Genomic DNA, 16,982 nt, shown 5'->3' with positions numbered 1-16,982 from the left:
CTTTCTTTTTGTCCTCTTGAGGGAGTTGGGTCATGGGTCCGGCCGGAATACGCGCTGCCTTGGTGACCGCGGTGGCGGTGGTGGTGTTCATACCCATGGGGCTGACGCCCATGGCGCTCGCGGCGGACGGGCCACCCGGCGCCCCTGCCGTACCGAAACAACGGTCCAGCAAGGTCAGGGCCATGAACGCGACCGGCGCCAGGGAGGCCCGGGAGAAGGTCGCCGCGTCCAAGGCGCGTAACGACTCCTCGGCGGAGCGGGCCGACAGGGAGCGTACGGCCGGCCGGTGGCCGGAGGCCGGCGAGGCGGACGTTCCGGTCGGCGGCAGCGCCACCGTGGGCGGGCTGCCCGTCGCCCTGGCGGCGGACGGAACGGGCCCCGACGCGGCGGCGGGTACAACGGCCGGTACGGAGCCGGCTCGCGTGCGGGTCCTCGACCGCGCCGCCACCGAGGCGGCCGGGGTGGACGGCGTGCTGCTGACCGCGTCGGCACCGACCGAGGGCGGCGCGAAGCTGAGCATCGGCTACGCCGCCTTCGCCTCGGCGTACGGCGGCGGATGGAGCGGCCGTCTCCATCTCGTGCGACTGCCCGCCTGCGCGCTGACCACGCCCGAGCAGGACGGGTGCCGCACCCAGACCCCGTTGGACTCCGACAACGCCGCAACCGCGCAGACCCTCTCCGCACCGGTCACCCTGGGGGCGTCTCCGGCCGTGCTGGCCCTGACCGCCGAGACCCCCGGCGCGGACGGCGAGGCGCCCGACGGCAGCGGCAACTACGCGGCCACCCCGCTGGCCTCGTCGTCCACCTGGGAGGCGGGCGGCGGTTCCGGCTCCTTCACCTGGTCGTATCCGATGGCCCCGGTGGAGCCCGCGGCGGGACCCGCGCCCTCGCTCGACCTGTCCTACGACTCGGGCGGCGTGGACGGGCGCACGTCCACCAGCAACAACCAGGGCACCTCGGCCGGTGAGGGCTTCGAGCTGGCGGCCACCTCCTACGTCGACCGCCAGTACGGCTCCTGCGACGAGGACGGCCACGACAAGCAGCGCGACATCTGCTGGAAGTACGACAACGCCTCGCTCGTCCTCAACGGCAAGTCCAGCGAACTCGTCAAGGACGACAGCACCGGCAGGTGGCGCCTGAAAAACGACGACGCCTCCACCGTCACCCGCTCCACGGGCGCCGACAACGGCGACAACGACGGCGAATACTGGACCGTCGTCACCGGCGACGGCACCAAGTACGTCTTCGGCCTCAACAAGCTGACCGGCGCGGGCACTCAGCGCACCAACGCGGTGTGGACGGTCCCGGTGTACGGCGACGACTCCGGCGAGCCCGGCTACGACAGGGGCGACGCCTTCGCCGACCGCTCCCTCACCCAGGCGTGGCGGTGGAACCTCGACTACGTCGAGGACACCCACGGCAACGCCATGTCGTACTGGTACACGACGGAGACCAACTACTACCGCAAGAACAAGGCCGACACCGCGAGCACCCTTTACACGCGCGGCGGTTACCTCGAAAGGATCCTCTACGGGCAGCGGTCCGACACGCTCTTCACCGCGGACGCCCCCGACAAGGTGACCTTCTCCTACGCCGAGCGCTGCACGGCCTCCGACTGCGGCAGCCTGACCAAGGCCACCGCGCAGAACTGGCCCGACGTCCCCTTCGACGCCATCTGCACCAAGGACGAGGACAAGGACGACTGCCACGCGGAGAGCCCCGCCTTCTTCTCGCGCAAGCGACTGGTGAAGATCGAGTCATCCGTGCTGTCGGGGACCGCGTACAAGCCGGTCGACTCCTGGGCGTTCACCCAGAAGTATCTGGACGGCGGCGACATCGGCACCTCCTCCGACCAGTCGCTGTCGCTGATGTCGATCGTGCGCACCGGCGCCTCGGGCACGCCCCTGACGCTCGACCCGGTCTCCTTCACGTATCTGATGCGGCCCAACCGGGTCGCGGGCGGCACCCAGCCGGGCGGCGGCAACATCCTGCCGCTGACCAGGCCGCGCATCGAGACGATCACCTCGGAGACCGGCGCGATCACCACGGTCGGCTACAACGAGCCCGAATGCGTGCGCGGATCGCTGATGCCGAAGGCCGAGGACGACAACTCCCTGTCCTGCTATCCGCAGTTCTGGCACATCAACGGCGCCACGGACGCGGCCATCGACTGGTTCAACAAGTACCGCGTGCTCGCGGTGAACACCGCCGATCCGGCGGGGTACAACCCGCTCACCGAATACACCTACGAGTACGAGAAGCCGGCCTGGCACTACAACGACAGCCCGTTCACCCCGGCCGACGAGCGCACCTGGTCGAGCTGGCGCGGCTACCAGAAGGTCACCACGTACGTCGGCGACACCGACGGCACCCGTACCAAGGACGTCTCCGTCTACCTCCAGGGCATGAACGGCGACCGGCTGCTCAAGGCCGGCACCCCCAGAGCCGTCGACCCCGACAAGCGGCGCACCGTCTCCGTGCCCGGCCTCGACCTCGCCGGGCTCGACGTCCCCGACCTCGTCGACGCGGAGCCGTACGCGGGCCTCACCCGCGAGGAGATCAACTACAACGGGGCCGATCCCGTCGACGTGACGGTCAACGACTTCTGGTCGGCGAAGACCGCGACCCAGCACAAGTCGTACGCCGACACCGAGGCCTACTACGTGCGCATCGGCAAGACGTCGGAGCACACCTACCTCACCGTCCCCAAAACCTGGCGCACCGCCACCGTCTCCACGACGTTCGACGGCTACGGCATGGCGGTCAAGCAGGACAGCACGGGCGACATCGCCAAGAGCGGCGACGAGGCCTGCACCCGCACCTGGTACGCGCGCGACGACGCCAAGGGCATCAACTCGCTCGTCTCCCGCACCCGCGAGGTCGGTCGCGCCTGTTCGGTGGCCGAGGCCGACCTGTCACTGCCCACCGGCAGCGGAGCCGCCGGCGACGTGCTGTCCGACACGGCCACCGTTTACGACAACGCCACCGCGACCGGCTGGTCCGCCGGCCAGAAGCCGGTCAAGGGCGACGCGACCTGGACGGGGCGGCCCACCGGCTACCCGGCCGCCGTCACCGGCGACGACCGGCCACCGGCAGGCTGGCAGCGCACGGCCAAGACCACCTACGACGTGCTGGGCAGGCCGCTGACCGTCACCGACGCGGGCGGCAACGGCACCACCACCGGGTACACGCCGACGGGCGCCGGCGTCCCCACCGGGACGACGGTCACCAACGCCAAGCAGCAGAAGGTCACCACCTTCCTCGACGGGACGCGCGGCCTGCCGCTGCGCACCTACGATCCGAACAACGCCAAGACCGAGCAGACCTACGACGGCCTCGGCAGGCTGACCGGGGTGTGGCTGCCCGACCGGAGCAAGGACGGCGGCCAGACCGCCAGCATGGCCTACTCCTATGTGTACGAACGGGGCAAGGCGCCCGCGATCGGCACCTCGACCCTCAAGTCGTCCACCACGGCCACCTGGTCGTACCAGATCTTCGACTCGCTTCTGCGGCCCATGCAGACGCAGCGGCCCACGCCGAACGGCGGACGGCTGCTGACCGACACCCGCTACGACTCGCGCGGCCTCGCCTACGAGGCGTACGCCGACATCTTCGACGCGAAGAACACGCCGAACGCGACCTACACCCGCGAGGAGTACGGCGAGGCGCCCAAGCAGACGAGCACCGTCTTCGACGGCGCCGGCCGCGAGACCAGCAGCACGTTGCACACGTACGGCGTGCAGAAATGGACGACCACCACCTCCTACACCGGTGACTCCACCGCCGTCGGCGCACCGGCCGGCGGCAAGGCGACCCGGACCATCACCGACGCGCTGGGCCGCACCGTCGAGAGCCGCGAGTACAACTCACCCTCGCCCGCCGACACCCAGTACGGCGCGATGACGTCCAGCGGTTACGTCTCCACCTCCTTCACCTTCACGCCCGACGGCCGGGAGCGGACCGTCACCGGCCCCGACGGCGCCAAATGGTCCTCCACCTACGACCTCTACGGGCGGCAGACCGGCATCACCGACCCCGACAAGGGCGACAGCACCGTCCGCTACACCGCGCTCGACCAGACCGACACGGTGACCGGCGCGAACGGCACCGTGCTGCTGTACGGCTACGACGAGCTCGGCCGTAAGACAGGGCTGTGGTCCGGGTCGCGCACCGACGCGGGCAAGCTCGCCGCCTGGACGTACGACACGCTGACGAAGGGCCAGCTGACCTCGTCGACCAGCTACGACGGTGGGGTCTCGGGCAAGGCGTACACCAAGAAGGTCCTCGCCTACGACCTTCAGTACCGTGCGACCAGCACCGCGATCGACATCGACCCGAACGACCCGATGGTCACGTCGGGAGCGGCGCAGGCCGGTTACACCTTCGCGAGCACGTACAACCTCGACGGCACCCTGAAGAACTCCACCGAGCCCGCGGCCGGAGGCCTCGCCGGCGAGACCGTCAGCCTGACCTACACGCCGACCGGACAGGTCATCGGGGTCACCGGCACCAACGACTACCTCCAGACGGCCAGTTACAACGCCCTCGGCCTGGCCGAGCAGTTCACCCTCGGCCTGTCCGGAGCCACCAGCGCCAAGAAGACCTTCATCAACAACAGCTACGAGGAGGGAACCGACCGGCTGAAGAGGTCCTTCGTCACCACCCAGTCCACGCCGGTCAAACCGCAGGACCTGACCTACCGCTACGACGACGCGGGCAATGTCACCGGGATCGCCGACACCCCGACCCAGGACGGCGCGGGCGCGAGTGACATCCAGTGCTTCGCCTACGACGGGCAGCGCCGCCTGTCCGAGGCCTGGACGCCGGCCACGGACGACTGCACCGGCAAGACACTCGGCGGCGCGGCCCCGTACCGTACCGGCTACGCCTACAACGGCGCGGGCCTGCGAACCGCGGAGACGAAGTACAACGGCGCCACCGCCACCTCCTCGGCCTACTGCTACGGCGACACCGCCAAGCGGCACGCCCTCACCGCGATCACGGCCACCGGCTCCTGCACGGGCGTACCCGCCACCTACACCTACGACAAGTCCGGCAACACCACGGGGCGCGGCGGCCAGGTTCTCACCTGGGACGCGCAGGGCCGCATCGCCACCCTGACGCAGGGCGCGCAGAAGACCGCCTACCTGTACGACGCCGACGGGTCGCTGCTGATCCGCCGCGCGGTGGGCGACGGCGAAAGCGTGCTCTATCTCGGCGCCACCGAGATCCACTCGAAGAAGACGGGAAGCACCGTCAAGACCTGGGGCAGCCGCTTCTACACGGCGAACGCCCAGGTGATCGCGGTGCGCACCGGGGAGACGGGGACGAACACGGTCTCCTTCCTCGCCGGCGACGCGCACGGCACGTCCTCGCTGGCGGTCGACGCGAGCAGCCAGGCCATCAGCAAGCGCTACACGACCCCGTTCGGCGCGCCGCGCGGCACGACGGTCGGCGGCGACTGGCTCGACGACAAGGGATTCCTCGGCAAACCCGCCGATGACGCCACCGGGCTCACCTACGTCGGGGCCCGCATGTACGATCCGCTCATCGGCAGGTTCCTGAGCGTGGACCCCGTGCTCTCCACCGACCAGAGCCAGTCCCTGAACGGCTACTCGTACGCGAACGGCAACCCCGTCACGTTCAGCGACCCGACGGGTGAGGAGATCGGATCCAGGCCCAACTCCTGCCAGTACGACCTGAAGTACTGCTCGAAGAAGGTGCAGAAGCAGGTCGGTTACAACCCGAAGACCCACCGCGTCACCCCGCCCTCCACGCAGAAGAAAAAGAAGTCGACGCGGAGGCCGTCCCCGTCCCCGGGCCCGTCGCCGAAGCCGCCGCCCGGCGGGTGCTTCTGCAAGCCGCTCAACCGCGACAACGGGGTCAACCTGGTGAAGGCGCTCCTCACCAACCCGTTCCACTGGGGAAACAACTTCAACGGCGCGAACGCGCTGGCCGTGACGTACCACGCGCTGCCGGGCCTCAGCGACGGCAGTTGCGAACGCCGTTCCCTGCAGTACGTCTGCTACGGCGGCTCTCCCGGAGGCGACCAGCCGATGACGGTCGGGGACGTCCACTTCTATCCGTACGCGAAGAAGAACTTCAAGGACCAGTTGCGGGAGGAGAAGCAGACCCGGGACGACATCGCGAAGGTCGCCGGCCGCAAGGTGGCGGACGAGTACGGGCCGAACATCGAGAAGCACGAGGCGGTGCACTCGCAGCAGTGGTCGCACTACAGGAACGCCACCGATTTCATCACCGACTACGGCATCTCCTCCCTGCACTCCAAGATGAGCGTGGGTGATCCCGCGGTCTCCAACCGCTTCGAGATGGACGCCAATCTGTGGTGGGGCGGTTACCTGAACTGGCGGCCGCTGGAATACAGGGCCCCCGGGACCTAGAGAGGATGATGGAACGATGATTCGCAGAAGAAGGCCGGGGCTCGGATACGCGGCCGTCGTGTCGATCGCTCTGGCCTTCTTCGGCACGGGGTGCACACCCGAGCCGAAAGGCGTGCTCGCCGTCGAACGGGTCGAGGACGGTGGCATCAGGCTGCTGCCGGCCGACTGCCCCGGCTATGTCACGCGAGACTTCTCCGTCGTCGCCGACACCGACGACGACGGCGAGCCGGTCGGCTGGAGCGTGCACAACGACGGCTGGACCGGGTCGGTGCACGACGTGCTGGTCTTCCAGGACCCACCCGAGGGCTGGCGGTCCATGGGCGACAAGCTCGCCGCCCTGCAGAAGGGCGTCCCGTACGTTGCGAACGTCAGCGGCGGCATGGGCGACAGGACTCTTAAGGGACGGGTGCCGTTCACGGTCGAGGACCTGGAGGGTCTCAAGAGCGGGGAAGTGCTGACCTGGGCCGGAGGGGACACGAACACAAAAACGGGCCGAGAAGACTTCCTGCACGGCGACCCGGCCCGTTGCGAGCCCTAACCGGTGCGGCGGCCCGCACCGGTGGCTCCACCTGGTTCAACTGCCGGCGGCAGGGCAAGGCGATCTTGCTGAGGTATGGCTTGGACGGCCTGCCCCGCAGCCGTACGCGGTCACGGGCATCGTGCCCCGAGAAGAGCCATTTGTGTGTCATAGTGCGCGTTGGGGCTTATGTGTGACTTTGTGCGCAGAAAAGGACATTTCACCCCTCTAGCTTGAGGGTGCGCGTTGAGAACGGCGCGCACCACTCAAGGGGGAAATGACATGAAGAAGATCACAAGGAGCCTGGCGACGGCGGCCGCGACGCTGGCGATCGCCGGCGGCATCATCGCCTCCACCGGCGGAGCCGCCTCGGCCGCCACCACGACCACCGCAGCCACCGCGGCCGCCTCGGTCACCGCGCATCAGACCGTAGCGGTGAGCGTGTCCAACCGCGGCGAGCGCTACCGCTTCGACGGTCACCGTTTCTACCGGTGGTTCAACGGCGGCTGGAGGGCGGTGTCCTTCGACTACGCCCGTTCCCACCACTACGACCGCAACCACCGTGACCGCGACTACGACCGCCGCGACCACGACCGGCGCGATAACGACCGCCGTGACCACAACCGCGGCAACCGGCACTGAGGACCGAGGGTCGAGGACCAAGGACCGGCCCGGTAGCACCGCCGGCTCGCCGAGTTTCACCGCGCCGCACGACAAGGTGCTTCGCAGGCCGAGGCGACAGTCCTCGGAAGACCTCGGTATGGAAACGTCAGCAGGTGATCATGCAGAACTGACACCATGAGCACCGGTGTCCTCCGCGTCGATCATGCTTGGGGGTGCAAGGATGGGCGTTATGAGCATTAGCCGCCAGGATGAAGTATTGAAAGAATTGGCGCAGGCGATACGAGGGTTGGAAGTTCCCGGTTCGCCGGTGATCCGGCAAGTATCGGTTGAACCGTACGTGGATGCGGATGGCGAGTCGGCGCTCAGGGCCCTGATCGTTATGGAAGGGGCAGGCGAGGACGGCTGGTCGGCGCAATTGACGCATGCGCTTCGTCAGCAGGTGAATCGGCTCGCAGCCGGAAAGAATCTGGATGAGTACGTATACGTTACGCTTTTTACCGAGCAAGAATTTGAGGATCGGGAAATCGCGGATGACATGACGGAATATGACAGCACGACGGCCATTGATCGTGCTCTTGACGAAGACCGACAGGATGGGCAGTGAGGCGAGATTTCAAGGCCGAGACCACCTCCATCTCGCCGACACGCTCGCTGGTCGTACGGCAGGCCGTGGCCGTCCTCGTACGGCCTATCTCAGGCGTGCGACATCTACCGCGTACTACGCGCTCTTCTACGAGCTTGTACAGCACGGCGCCCGACGGGCGGCCCGAACCGGCCCAGCAGAGCATCAGCAGGCCATTGGCCGGTGGTATGCCCATGGCAACTTCAAGAAGGCGGCCCGTTGGGTGGAGGACGCCGTATCTGGTCGTACGCCCCCAGTCGTGGTGAGACTCCTGCTGGTCGACCCGGCTACGGGAGCGGTGCCTCTAGACCTTGAAGTGTTGGCCAGTGCATTCAGTGAGCTTCAGGAGGCCCGGCATGGGGCTGACTATGACCCCGCGTTTGACGCGACTCGCTCCGGAACGCTTGGCCATGTCAACACCGCCCGAGCGGGGATCGACTCGATTCGACGCATGGACAAGGTGAATCTGCACCAGTTTGATATGTTTTTACTTCTTGCGCTCGGGGGCGACAAGATGATTCGTAATAGTTGATTCATACTCCCTGTGCCATGGGGTACGCGACTGACCCGCATTTGCTGTTTCACGCCATGACTCTCGCACCGTCCGGTATCCGTCTGGTCTGTTCAGGTGGGGTAGCCGGCTGATCGCAGGGCACGCACTCTCATTTCTCCTGCCGGGTGACTCGCCGGGCCCGTTAGCGGGCCAGTAGTTCAGTGACCGTGACGGCGCGCAGCCTGCGGCGCCGCAGGCCGTCCAGGATCTCCGGTAGTGCCATGGCGGTGCCGGGGTGGCCCAAATGCAGGCTCACGATGGAGCCGGGCCGCACGCTGTCGAGAACGGTGGCCACGACCGCGGCGGGTCCCGGGTCGGTGTGGTCACGGGAGTCGAGATCGTAGGACAGGCAGGTGCGGTAGCCGACGCGGGCCGAGAGTTTTTGAACCAGCGGGGTCGCCTGCTGGGTCGCGGAGGGCCGGAACCAGGACCCGATCGAGCCGGTGAGCTCGCGCAGCAGGGTCGCGCATCCGGCGATCTCCGCGTGCGCGGCCTCTTCGTCCATGCCGCAGATGTCCAGATGGTTCTGGGTGTGGTTGCCGAGGTCGTGACCGCCGCTCAGAACGCGGCGGGCCATCCCGGGATACCGCTCAAGCCAGCTGCCGACCGCCAGGACCGTGAGGCGCGCGCCGGACCGCTCGGCCGAGGCCAGCACGTCCTCCGCCAGCCGTACCGGCCCTGCGCCGTGGAAGGTCAGCGCCACCTGCGGCCGGTCACGGGGGCCATGCCGAACCTCGGCGGGCAGCCGCGCGGGTGGGGCCGCGTTTCCCGGGGGAGAGGGCGTGACGGTCCCGGGACGCGTCGGCGCCGACGTCCGGGCGGCCGGCTCCGGGGCTGCCCCTTCGGGCTCCCCGGAGCAGCCGAGCACGGTTCCCAGGGTTGCGGCGGCTCCCAGGCGCAGAACGGGGCGCCGTCCGATGGCAGCGGCCGTACTCGCGTCATCCGGGGTGGAGGGGGAGCCGGTCTCCGGCGGGCCGTCGCCGTACTTCAACGGAAGACCCCCGTGTGGCCGAGCGAGTAGCGTCCGGGCTGGGGGTAGATGGCCAGGCCGTGCGGGCCGGCGCCGACGTTGATCGTGCGGATGAGGTGGCCGGTGCCGGTGTCGAACACGTAGACGACCCCGTTATAACGTCCGGACAGCCACAGGCTGCGGCCGTCGGCCGACACGCCGCCCATGTCCGGCGAACCGCCGCCGGGGATGGGCCAGGTGGCGATCGGGCGGCCCAGGGCGAAGGAGATGACGGAGACCGATCCGGCGCCCCGGTTCGAGACGTACAGCACCTTCGAGTCCCGGCTGACGTAGAGCCCGTGAGCGCCCGCGCCGGTCGGGATGAAACCCGTGACACGGAACTTCCCGGCGTCGACGACCCACACGCCGTTCTTGGCCATGTCGGCGACATAGAAGGTGGTGCCGTCCGGGGAGAGCTTGACGTCCTGCGGCATGTGGGGGTACGGCATGCGGCCATGCATGGAGTCGTGATCCATGGAGTTGTGATCCATGCGGCCGTGTCGCATGAAGTCGTGCTCCATGCTGTCGTGCCCCATGCCGGACGGCATGCTCCTGTCCTTCGGCATCGCGCGCCGGAGGCCCTTACGCCGCGTGACGCCGTTCGCCAGGTCGATGACGGCGCGGACCTTACGGGCGGCTACGTCGATGACCACCAACTGGCCGGAGAACTCGCAGCTGGCGAGCATGAGGGTCTCGTCGGCGGTGAAGTCCGCGTGGTTGATCCCCCTGCAGGGCATGGGCAGCGAGTACCGGCGCCGCATGGTGTGCGGGTTGAGGAAGTCGAGCCGGTTCTCCCGCTCGGCCATCACCAGGGCGGAACGGCCGTCCGGGCTGAAATACAGGTTGTAGGGGTCGTCGACGGACACCGGCTTGCCCTCCTTGCCGGTCATCGGGTCGATCGGTGTCAGGGAGTTGCCGTCGTTGTTGTTGACCCAGAGCGTCTTCAGATCCCACGAGGGGACGACGTGCTGCGGTCGCCGGCCCACAGGGAAGGTGCGGACCACCTGGTAGGTGTGCGGGTCGATCACGCTGACGGTGTTGCTCTCACTGTTGGGCACGTAGACCCGCTCGGGGAACCCCGCCACGACCGGGCTGAGCATGCCGGGCCGGTCGTGGGCGTAGACGTCCACCGGCGCGGCCGATCCGGCGGCCGAGGCACTCGCCCCACCGCCGGGGACGGTGGTGGTCGCGGCGACCCCGGCGGGCGGAGCCGGACTCGGCGCCGACACCGGGTGCCCGCCCTCGCAGGCGGACAGGGCGCACGCCACCAATCCGATCAGGGGGACGATCACGCCGCGCCGTCGCCGCTCACTTCTCAGCCGCCGCACGACCCACTCCTTCGATCCGACGCCGGCTCTCTGCCGACCATGGAAACGTTAGGAGCAGGTAGGTCGGCAAACGTTCAACCTGGGGTTTGCGGCGTGCGAGGTCGCCCTCGGGCTCCTACGCGATCCGTGACCGAAAGGGACGGCGGAGACTCCGGGGTCGTACGGTCACCTCGCGGCAGCGCGCCGGTGTCCGTGGATGGCTGGACCTGATGTCGTACGGTCACCTCGCAGCAGTGCGCCGACGTCCGTGGATGGCCGGACCTGGCGTCGTACGGTCGCCTCGGGGCAGCGCGCCGCCTTCATGGGATTCGGTCAGGCGCTGATTCCTTGTTCTCAAGTGCTCACCCGGGTATGTCCTCACCGGATAGCGTTGGCCGCGGAGGTGCCGGGGGCACCTTGACGGAGATGTCCATGGTTTCCTGTGCGGCGGTGACCGTGGACATCTTCACTTGCAGATCACCGTGCGACAGCCAGAAGCACGCACCCCCGTTGCAGATCCAGAGGAGACCGCCGTGTCGTCTGACAGTTCGGTGGAGGTGTTCCGCTCCACCGAGGCCGGCTTCATCAAGCGGGTCCTGACGCCGTAACGGTTCTCTCCGCCTCAGAAGTGATGGATCAGCCCGGGAAGCGGATGAACGCGGGTGGGACCCGCTCGGCCAGCCAGACGCCGTTGGCGCTGAGACGGAACGCGTGTCCGGCCTCGTGCATCGCCCCGGCGTCGACCGCCAGGACGACCGGCGCGCCACGACGGGCGCCGACCCGGGTCGCGGTCTCTCGATCCGGCGACAGGTGGACGTGATGGCGGGTCATCGGCCGCAGCCCCTCCACCCGGATCACGGCCACGCTGCGGGCCACGGTTCCGTGAAAGAGGAACGGCGGTGGTTCGACGGTCGGCAGCTCCAGGTCCACGGGCACCGAGTGGCCCTGGCTGGCCCGGATCCTTCCGTCCTCGATCAGGTAACGCTGCTTGTCGTTGTCGGCCACGACCTGGTCCAGCTCGGCCCGGGAGATCGTGAACCCGTGCTCGGCCGCCGCGGCGAGCAGCGTCTCCACCTCCACCCAGCCGTGGGCGTCGAGCGTGATTCCGATCCGCTCGGGTTCGTGGCGCAGGTGCTTGGCTAGGAACTTGGAGATTCGCAGCACGCGCCGCTCGTCCGGCTCTTCCATTTCTTTTCTCCCCGCCCCTGAAAATCCGCTCAGAAAGTACAGACCGTAGGCCGGAAACGCTCTGACCCGAGCAAACGTATGGCGAGAGATGCGTTTTTGTCCCCAAGGAGGCAGAAGTTCCCGGTAGATAGGGCGTGAGGGGTGTTGAGATCAGCACGCTTTACGATCACCTGACACTGATCCCCTCCCGGGCTGCTTGTGACCGTTCCTGGCCTGGGAGCTTCGTGGCCGACCCACGAGACAGCGGGTTCGCCGGGATCGGTCAGGGATTAATCCGGATGCCATATGGCGGGCGCGCGGGGATAATCACGGGGTATGCGCCACTGGCCTCTCCTCGATCTTCGCCTTACCACGCCCCGTCTGGAGCTGCGGCTGCCCTCTCTGGCGGACCTGGACGAGCTCGCCGACCGGGCACTGGAGGGGGTGCATGAGCCCGGCTTCATGCCGTTCCTCCAGCCGTGGACCGAGGCACCCGCCGACCAGTTGTCACGAAACACGATCAAGTACCATCTCGGGGTGCTTGCCGCGTGGCAGCCCGAGGAATGGCGTGCCAACTTCATCGTCGTGCACGACGGCCAGGTCATCGGCTCCCAAGGCGTCGGCGCGACGGACTTCGCGACCAGCCGGGAGGTCTCCACCGGCTCCTGGCTGGGGCGGGCCTGGCACGGCAAGGGCCTGGGCACCGAGATGCGCGCCGCCGTCCTGAGTCTCGCCTTTGACGGACTGGACGCGGAGACGGCCACCTCGTCGGCATTCGTGAACAACCCGGCGTCATTGGCGGTCTCCCGCAAGCTCGGCTACCAATTGGACGGCACCACCACCCGGGTGGTTCAGGGCAAGCGTCGCATCGACCAGCGGCTCCGCGTGAATCGCCACGACTTCGTCTGTCCGGTCCCCGTTGAGCTCCACGGCCTGGACGCCTGCCTAGCCGACTTCGGCCTGTGAAGCGACCTTCATAGCGGCTGCCCGTTCCATGTGCTGGGCGGCGGCGCATCGGCTGCTTGCCGTACCGGGCGAAAAGGATCACCTGTGAAGTGGGTGCCGCCTGGTAAGTCGTGAGGCGCCCCGTTGGATGGTCATACGTCGGCATCGGTGCTGACAAGGGTCCCGACCAACCCGGGACACCAAGAAGCCCCAGACCCTCGGCGTGTGCCGTGAGCTGGGGATTTTGCTCTTGTCTGACCAGGTCTGCCATGAAACGGGGTGGACGACACAGGGATTGAACCTGTGACCTCTTCCGTCTACTCGTCGACAGGGGTGTGCAGGACGGTCTGTTCCTTGTCCTGCTGGGTCGGCAGGCTGTACCGCCGTTGGCGATTGATGCCCGGAGGCGTTCCGCCATCTCAGGCGATGAGCGGGCCGGCCACCTTCAGTTCGTCGTGGTCGATCAGCCAGCGGACGGACTCCAGGACGGCGGCCTGCGGTTGGTGGCTCGGTGCGTAGCCGAGGAGGGTCGTAGCCTTCTCGATGGAGCAGAAATGACTGCGGTAGAGGTGCTCCCAGCTCGCCTGCGCGTGCTCCGGGGGTGTGTTGCGGCGGAACTCCTCCCAGGTCACCGGTTCCAGCGACGCGGTCTGCCCGAACCATGCGGCTGCCTGGTGCGCGAAGCCGCGAACGTTCAGCGCGGTGGGGGCGACGATGTTGAAGTCCTGGCCCGCCGCCGCGTCCCGGCGTTGGATGGCCCGTTCGAAGGCTTGGGCGACGTCGTCGGCGTGGACGTGGTGCATGAGTTCGGCGCCGACTCCCGGGATCCGCAGCGGCAGCCCGGCTGAAAGCGTGGCCCACACCGCGGGGTCGAGGTTGCCCAGCGGGCCGATCGGGTGCCAGCCGGGGCCGACGATGTGCCCCGGGTGCAGGGACGTGGTGACCAGTCCGCCGTCGGCGGTCTCGTTCTTCAGCATCCGTGCGATCCGGTCTTTCTGGATTCCGTACTCCCCGACAGGGGCGGTGCCCGTGGTCTCGGAGATCGGCAGCGCGTGGCTGGGGCCGTAGCGCCAGATGGAACCGCAGTGCAGCAGGTGGCCGATCTCGCCCCGCAGGCGTTCGACGAGCGCGGTGGCCGATTCCAGGGTGAAGCAGACGAGGTCGACGACCGCCTCGGGGTTCAGGCCGGCCACCGTGTCTCCGAAGGTGGCCTCGTGGTCCTGTTGTTCCCGGTCGACGACGACGTGGCGCACCTGCCGCCATTCTGGAGCGTCGGTGTAGGCGGCTCGAAGGCCACGGCTGATGCTGGTGACCTCATGGCCGGCCCGTACCAGCCGGGGGACCAGATAGGTGCCGATGTGCCCGCTTCCGCCGATGACAACAATTCGCATGCTTGTCCCAATCCGTGACTGATGCCCGCGATGTCATATCCTCGCGCAGGCAGGCGATGTCGGGCTTCGAGGGTCGGCACAATGTCGGCACGGGTGCTGACGAGTATCCCGCTCAACCCGGAACGACAAGAAGCCCCAGACTCCCGGCCGATGCCGTGAGCTGGGGCTTTGTGTCCTGTTTAATCAGGTCAAATCTGGTCCGCTGTAGACCGTGGTGGACGATACAGGGATTGAACCTGTGACCTCTTCCGTGTCAGGGAAGCGCTCTCCCGCTGAGCTAATCGTCCGCGTCGAAGACCAGAGGTGGAGACGGGATTTGAACCCGTGTACACGGCTTTGCAGGCCGTTGCCTCGCCTCTCGGCCACTCCACCGGAGTGAGAGCCCGAAGACCCTTCGAGCGGAAGACGGGATTCGAACCCGCGACCCTCACCTTGGCAAGGTGATGCTCTACCACTGAGCCACTTCCGCATGTTTCCGCCGGATGTTTCCCCTGCGGCAACGAGAGAACTCTAGCGGGTTTTCCGGGTGGTCGCGTAACCGTGCATCAGTCCGGTCGCGGCGACTGACGGGCGATTCCGCGCTCCACCGCCGGGAGGGTGAGGAAGATCTCCAGGATGCGGGTGAGGCGGTGCACCTCGGTGCGGTGGAAGGCGGGGCCGTCGGCGCGGGCCAGCAGGAAGGTCAGGGCCAGCGGGGGCAGCGGGGCGGTGATCACGTGGAGGCCGGAGTGGGGGCCGGAGTCGAGGGTGAAGGCCGCCGGGCGGGCGGGGGTGTCCTCGGGGAAGGGCACCTCGTCGGGGGCGCGCCAGCTGGAGTGAATGACCATCCGGGGCGCCTTCTCGGTGCCGGCCGCGGCCCAGTCGGCGCTGAACAGCACCGGCATGGAGTCGAGAAGGGTGGCCAGGGCGCGATCTCCGGCCGTGGTGATGTATTTGAGGATCTCCAGCTCCGGATAGGTGTCCGGGCCCTCGCGCGTGCTCCACACGCCCTCGACGATCACCCCTGACACGCTCTCCAGCGCCTGGACCAGGGACTGCCTCGGAGCGGCGTCAGGCCAGTAGACGGTGATGTCGTCCAGCGCACGGCCCTCGCCGCGGTCGAGCACGACGATCTGGGTGATGTCCGCTCCGGCGACGCCGAGCACGCGGGTGATTCTGCCCAAGGAGCCAGGCTGGTCGAGCAGTGTGATCCGCAGTCGCAGAAGCATCCGCGGCCCCCCTGTCACGTCTGGTTGCGCAAATACCACCATATCGAGGGGCGATTCGTCCTGCTCATCGCGGTGCGGTAGAAACAGCGAGTGGAGTCGTTGAAACTGGGATCGCTCGAGGTCTGGCCGCCCGTCGTGCTCGCGCCGATGGCGGGGATCACCAATGCGCCGTTCCGTACCCTCTGCCGGGAGCAGGGCGGCGGGTTGTTCGTCTGCGAGATGATCACGACGCGGGCGCTGGTGGAGCGGAACGCCAAGACGTTCAAGATGATCCGGTTCGAGCCGAGCGAGAAGCCCCGCAGCATCCAGCTCTACGGGATCGACCCGACGATCGTCGGCAAGGCCGTCCGCATGATCGCCGACGAGGATCTGGCCGACCACGTCGACCTCAACTTCGGCTGCCCGGTGCCCAAGGTGACCCGGCGGGGTGGCGGATCCGCCCTGCCGTACAAGCGGAACCTGCTCCGGGCGATCCTGCGCGAGGCCGTGGGCAACGCGGGGACGCTGCCGGTGACCATGAAGATGCGCAAGGGCATCGACGACGACCACCTGACCTACCTGGACGCGGGACGGATCGCCGTGGAGGAGGGCGTCTCCGCGATCGCGCTGCACGGTCGCACCGCCATCCAGCACTACGGCGGGACCGCCGACTGGGAGGCCATCGCCCGGCTCAAGGAGGCGGTGCCCGAGATCCCGGTGCTCGGCAACGGCGACATCTGGAGCGCCGACGACGCGCGGCGGATGATGGACAGGACCGGATGCGACGGCGTCGTCGTGGGCCGGGGCTGCCTGGGGCGTCCGTGGCTGTTCGCGGACCTGACGGCCATGTGCGACGGGCGCGATGAGCGACTCCGTCCCGGGCTGGGCGAGGTCGCGGCGACCATGGACCGGCACGCGACGCTGATGGTCGAATGCTTCGACAGCGAGTGGCATGCGGTGTCCGACTTCCGCAAGCACGTCGGCTGGTATCTCAAGGGCTTTGTCGTCGGCTCCGACCTCCGCCGCCGCCTGGCCACCTCGGAGACCCTCGCCGGGCTGCGGGAGGGCCTCGCCGAGCTTGATCCCGACCAGCCGTGGCCCGAGGGCGTGGACGTGCCGCGCGGCAAGACCAATCCGCGCGACCGCGTTCACCTGCCCGCGGGCTGGCTGGACGACCCCTACGACCTCACCGTCCCCGGCGCCGACGCGGAGCTCGAGACCTCGGGCGGCTGATCGCCTCAACTGGCCGCTTCAATTGA

General features: G+C 68.1%; 12 protein-coding genes and 3 tRNA genes. 7 read left to right on the top strand and 8 right to left on the bottom strand.

The features are described from left to right. The first annotated feature begins 32 nt into the window (after positions 1 to 32). From CHC08_RS52370 to CHC08_RS10045, 5 genes are all read left to right on the top strand, one after another. Entirely contained in the window at positions 33 to 6,401 is a 6,369-nt protein-coding gene (locus CHC08_RS52370; protein WP_218825221.1) for an RHS repeat-associated core domain-containing protein, read from the top strand. A 16-nt stretch (positions 6,402 to 6,417) separates the two neighbouring features. Further along, positions 6,418 to 6,939 carry a hypothetical protein gene (locus CHC08_RS10060; RefSeq protein ID WP_089206929.1) on the top strand — a complete coding sequence of 174 codons (522 nt, stop codon included), beginning with the start codon at positions 6,418 to 6,420 and terminating at the stop codon, positions 6,937 to 6,939. 261 nt (positions 6,940 to 7,200) lie between these two features. Beyond that, positions 7,201 to 7,560 (top strand): hypothetical protein, encoded by a 360-nt coding sequence (locus CHC08_RS49425; protein ID WP_089206928.1) that lies wholly within the window; start codon positions 7,201 to 7,203, stop codon positions 7,558 to 7,560. Positions 7,561 to 7,771: 211 nt separating this feature from the next. After that, on the top strand, positions 7,772 to 8,146 hold the full coding sequence (locus CHC08_RS10050) for a hypothetical protein (RefSeq protein WP_143653156.1): 375 nt from the start codon (positions 7,772 to 7,774) through the stop codon (positions 8,144 to 8,146). A 277-nt stretch (positions 8,147 to 8,423) separates the two neighbouring features. Further along, positions 8,424 to 8,696, top strand: coding sequence for a hypothetical protein (locus tag CHC08_RS10045; RefSeq protein WP_089206926.1), 273 nt, complete (start codon positions 8,424 to 8,426; stop codon positions 8,694 to 8,696). A 163-nt stretch (positions 8,697 to 8,859) separates the two neighbouring features. On the opposite strand, the gene CHC08_RS10040 is transcribed toward CHC08_RS10045, so the two are convergent. From CHC08_RS10040 to CHC08_RS10030, 3 genes are all read right to left on the bottom strand, one after another. Beyond that, positions 8,860 to 9,708, bottom strand: a complete 849-nt coding sequence (locus CHC08_RS10040) for a polysaccharide deacetylase family protein (protein ID WP_218825220.1) — start codon at positions 9,706 to 9,708, stop codon at positions 8,860 to 8,862. After that, positions 9,705 to 11,054 (bottom strand): YVTN family beta-propeller repeat protein, encoded by a 1,350-nt coding sequence (locus tag CHC08_RS10035; RefSeq protein WP_218825219.1) that lies wholly within the window; start codon positions 11,052 to 11,054, stop codon positions 9,705 to 9,707. The genes CHC08_RS10040 and CHC08_RS10035 overlap by 4 nt, the downstream gene beginning before the upstream one ends. Positions 11,055 to 11,669: 615 nt before the next feature. Further along, positions 11,670 to 12,221, bottom strand: coding sequence for an RNA 2'-phosphotransferase (locus tag CHC08_RS10030; protein WP_089206925.1), 552 nt, complete (start codon positions 12,219 to 12,221; stop codon positions 11,670 to 11,672). Positions 12,222 to 12,536: 315 nt separating this feature from the next. Here CHC08_RS10030 and CHC08_RS10025 point away from each other — a divergent pair, with 315 nt between their 5' ends. Continuing rightward, positions 12,537 to 13,166, top strand: a complete 630-nt coding sequence (locus CHC08_RS10025; RefSeq protein WP_089206924.1) for a GNAT family N-acetyltransferase — start codon at positions 12,537 to 12,539, stop codon at positions 13,164 to 13,166. A 398-nt stretch (positions 13,167 to 13,564) separates the two neighbouring features. Here CHC08_RS10025 and CHC08_RS10020 read toward each other — a convergent pair whose 3' ends face one another. The 5 genes from CHC08_RS10020 to CHC08_RS10000 form a co-directional block, all read right to left on the bottom strand. Beyond that, entirely contained in the window at positions 13,565 to 14,536 is a 972-nt protein-coding gene (locus CHC08_RS10020; RefSeq protein ID WP_089206923.1) for an NAD-dependent epimerase/dehydratase family protein, read from the bottom strand. A 212-nt stretch (positions 14,537 to 14,748) separates the two neighbouring features. After that, a tRNA-Val gene (locus tag CHC08_RS10015) sits at positions 14,749 to 14,823 on the bottom strand. A gap of 14 nt (positions 14,824 to 14,837) precedes the next feature. Then, a tRNA-Cys gene (locus CHC08_RS10010) sits at positions 14,838 to 14,908 on the bottom strand. A gap of 25 nt (positions 14,909 to 14,933) precedes the next feature. Further along, a tRNA-Gly gene (locus CHC08_RS10005) sits at positions 14,934 to 15,005 on the bottom strand. A 76-nt stretch (positions 15,006 to 15,081) separates the two neighbouring features. Then, the gene (locus tag CHC08_RS10000; RefSeq protein WP_089206922.1) at positions 15,082 to 15,744 is read right to left on the bottom strand and encodes an ACT domain-containing protein; all 663 of its coding nucleotides are present in this window, start codon (positions 15,742 to 15,744) and stop codon (positions 15,082 to 15,084) included. A 90-nt stretch (positions 15,745 to 15,834) separates the two neighbouring features. Between CHC08_RS10000 and dusB the strand changes: the two genes are divergently transcribed. Next, entirely contained in the window at positions 15,835 to 16,956 is a 1,122-nt protein-coding gene (gene dusB, locus CHC08_RS09995) for a tRNA dihydrouridine synthase DusB (RefSeq protein WP_089206921.1), read from the top strand. Positions 16,957 to 16,982 lie beyond the last annotated feature (26 nt).

The sequence above is a fragment of the Streptosporangium subroseum genome (genome assembly GCF_900188345.1).
Taxonomy (GTDB): Bacteria; Actinomycetota; Actinomycetes; order Streptosporangiales; family Streptosporangiaceae; genus Streptosporangium; species Streptosporangium subroseum.
This window is presented reverse-complemented; position numbering and strand designations above follow the sequence as displayed.

What these genes read in the sequence shown, in the direction of transcription:
- CHC08_RS52370 (WP_218825221.1), top strand. Translation starts at nt 33, where the DNA reads ATGGGTCCGGCCGGAATACGCGCTGCCTTGGTGACCGCGGTGGCGGTG.
- CHC08_RS10060 (WP_089206929.1), top strand. Translation starts at nt 6,418, where the DNA reads ATGATTCGCAGAAGAAGGCCGGGGCTCGGATACGCGGCCGTCGTGTCG.
- CHC08_RS49425 (WP_089206928.1), top strand. Translation starts at nt 7,201, where the DNA reads ATGAAGAAGATCACAAGGAGCCTGGCGACGGCGGCCGCGACGCTGGCG.
- CHC08_RS10050 (WP_143653156.1), top strand. Translation starts at nt 7,772, where the DNA reads ATGAGCATTAGCCGCCAGGATGAAGTATTGAAAGAATTGGCGCAGGCG.
- CHC08_RS10030 (WP_089206925.1), bottom strand. Translation starts at nt 12,221, where the DNA reads ATGGAAGAGCCGGACGAGCGGCGCGTGCTGCGAATCTCCAAGTTCCTA.
- CHC08_RS10025 (WP_089206924.1), top strand. Translation starts at nt 12,537, where the DNA reads ATGCGCCACTGGCCTCTCCTCGATCTTCGCCTTACCACGCCCCGTCTG.
- CHC08_RS10020 (WP_089206923.1), bottom strand. Translation starts at nt 14,536, where the DNA reads ATGCGAATTGTTGTCATCGGCGGAAGCGGGCACATCGGCACCTATCTG.
- CHC08_RS10000 (WP_089206922.1), bottom strand. Translation starts at nt 15,744, where the DNA reads ATGCTTCTGCGACTGCGGATCACACTGCTCGACCAGCCTGGCTCCTTG.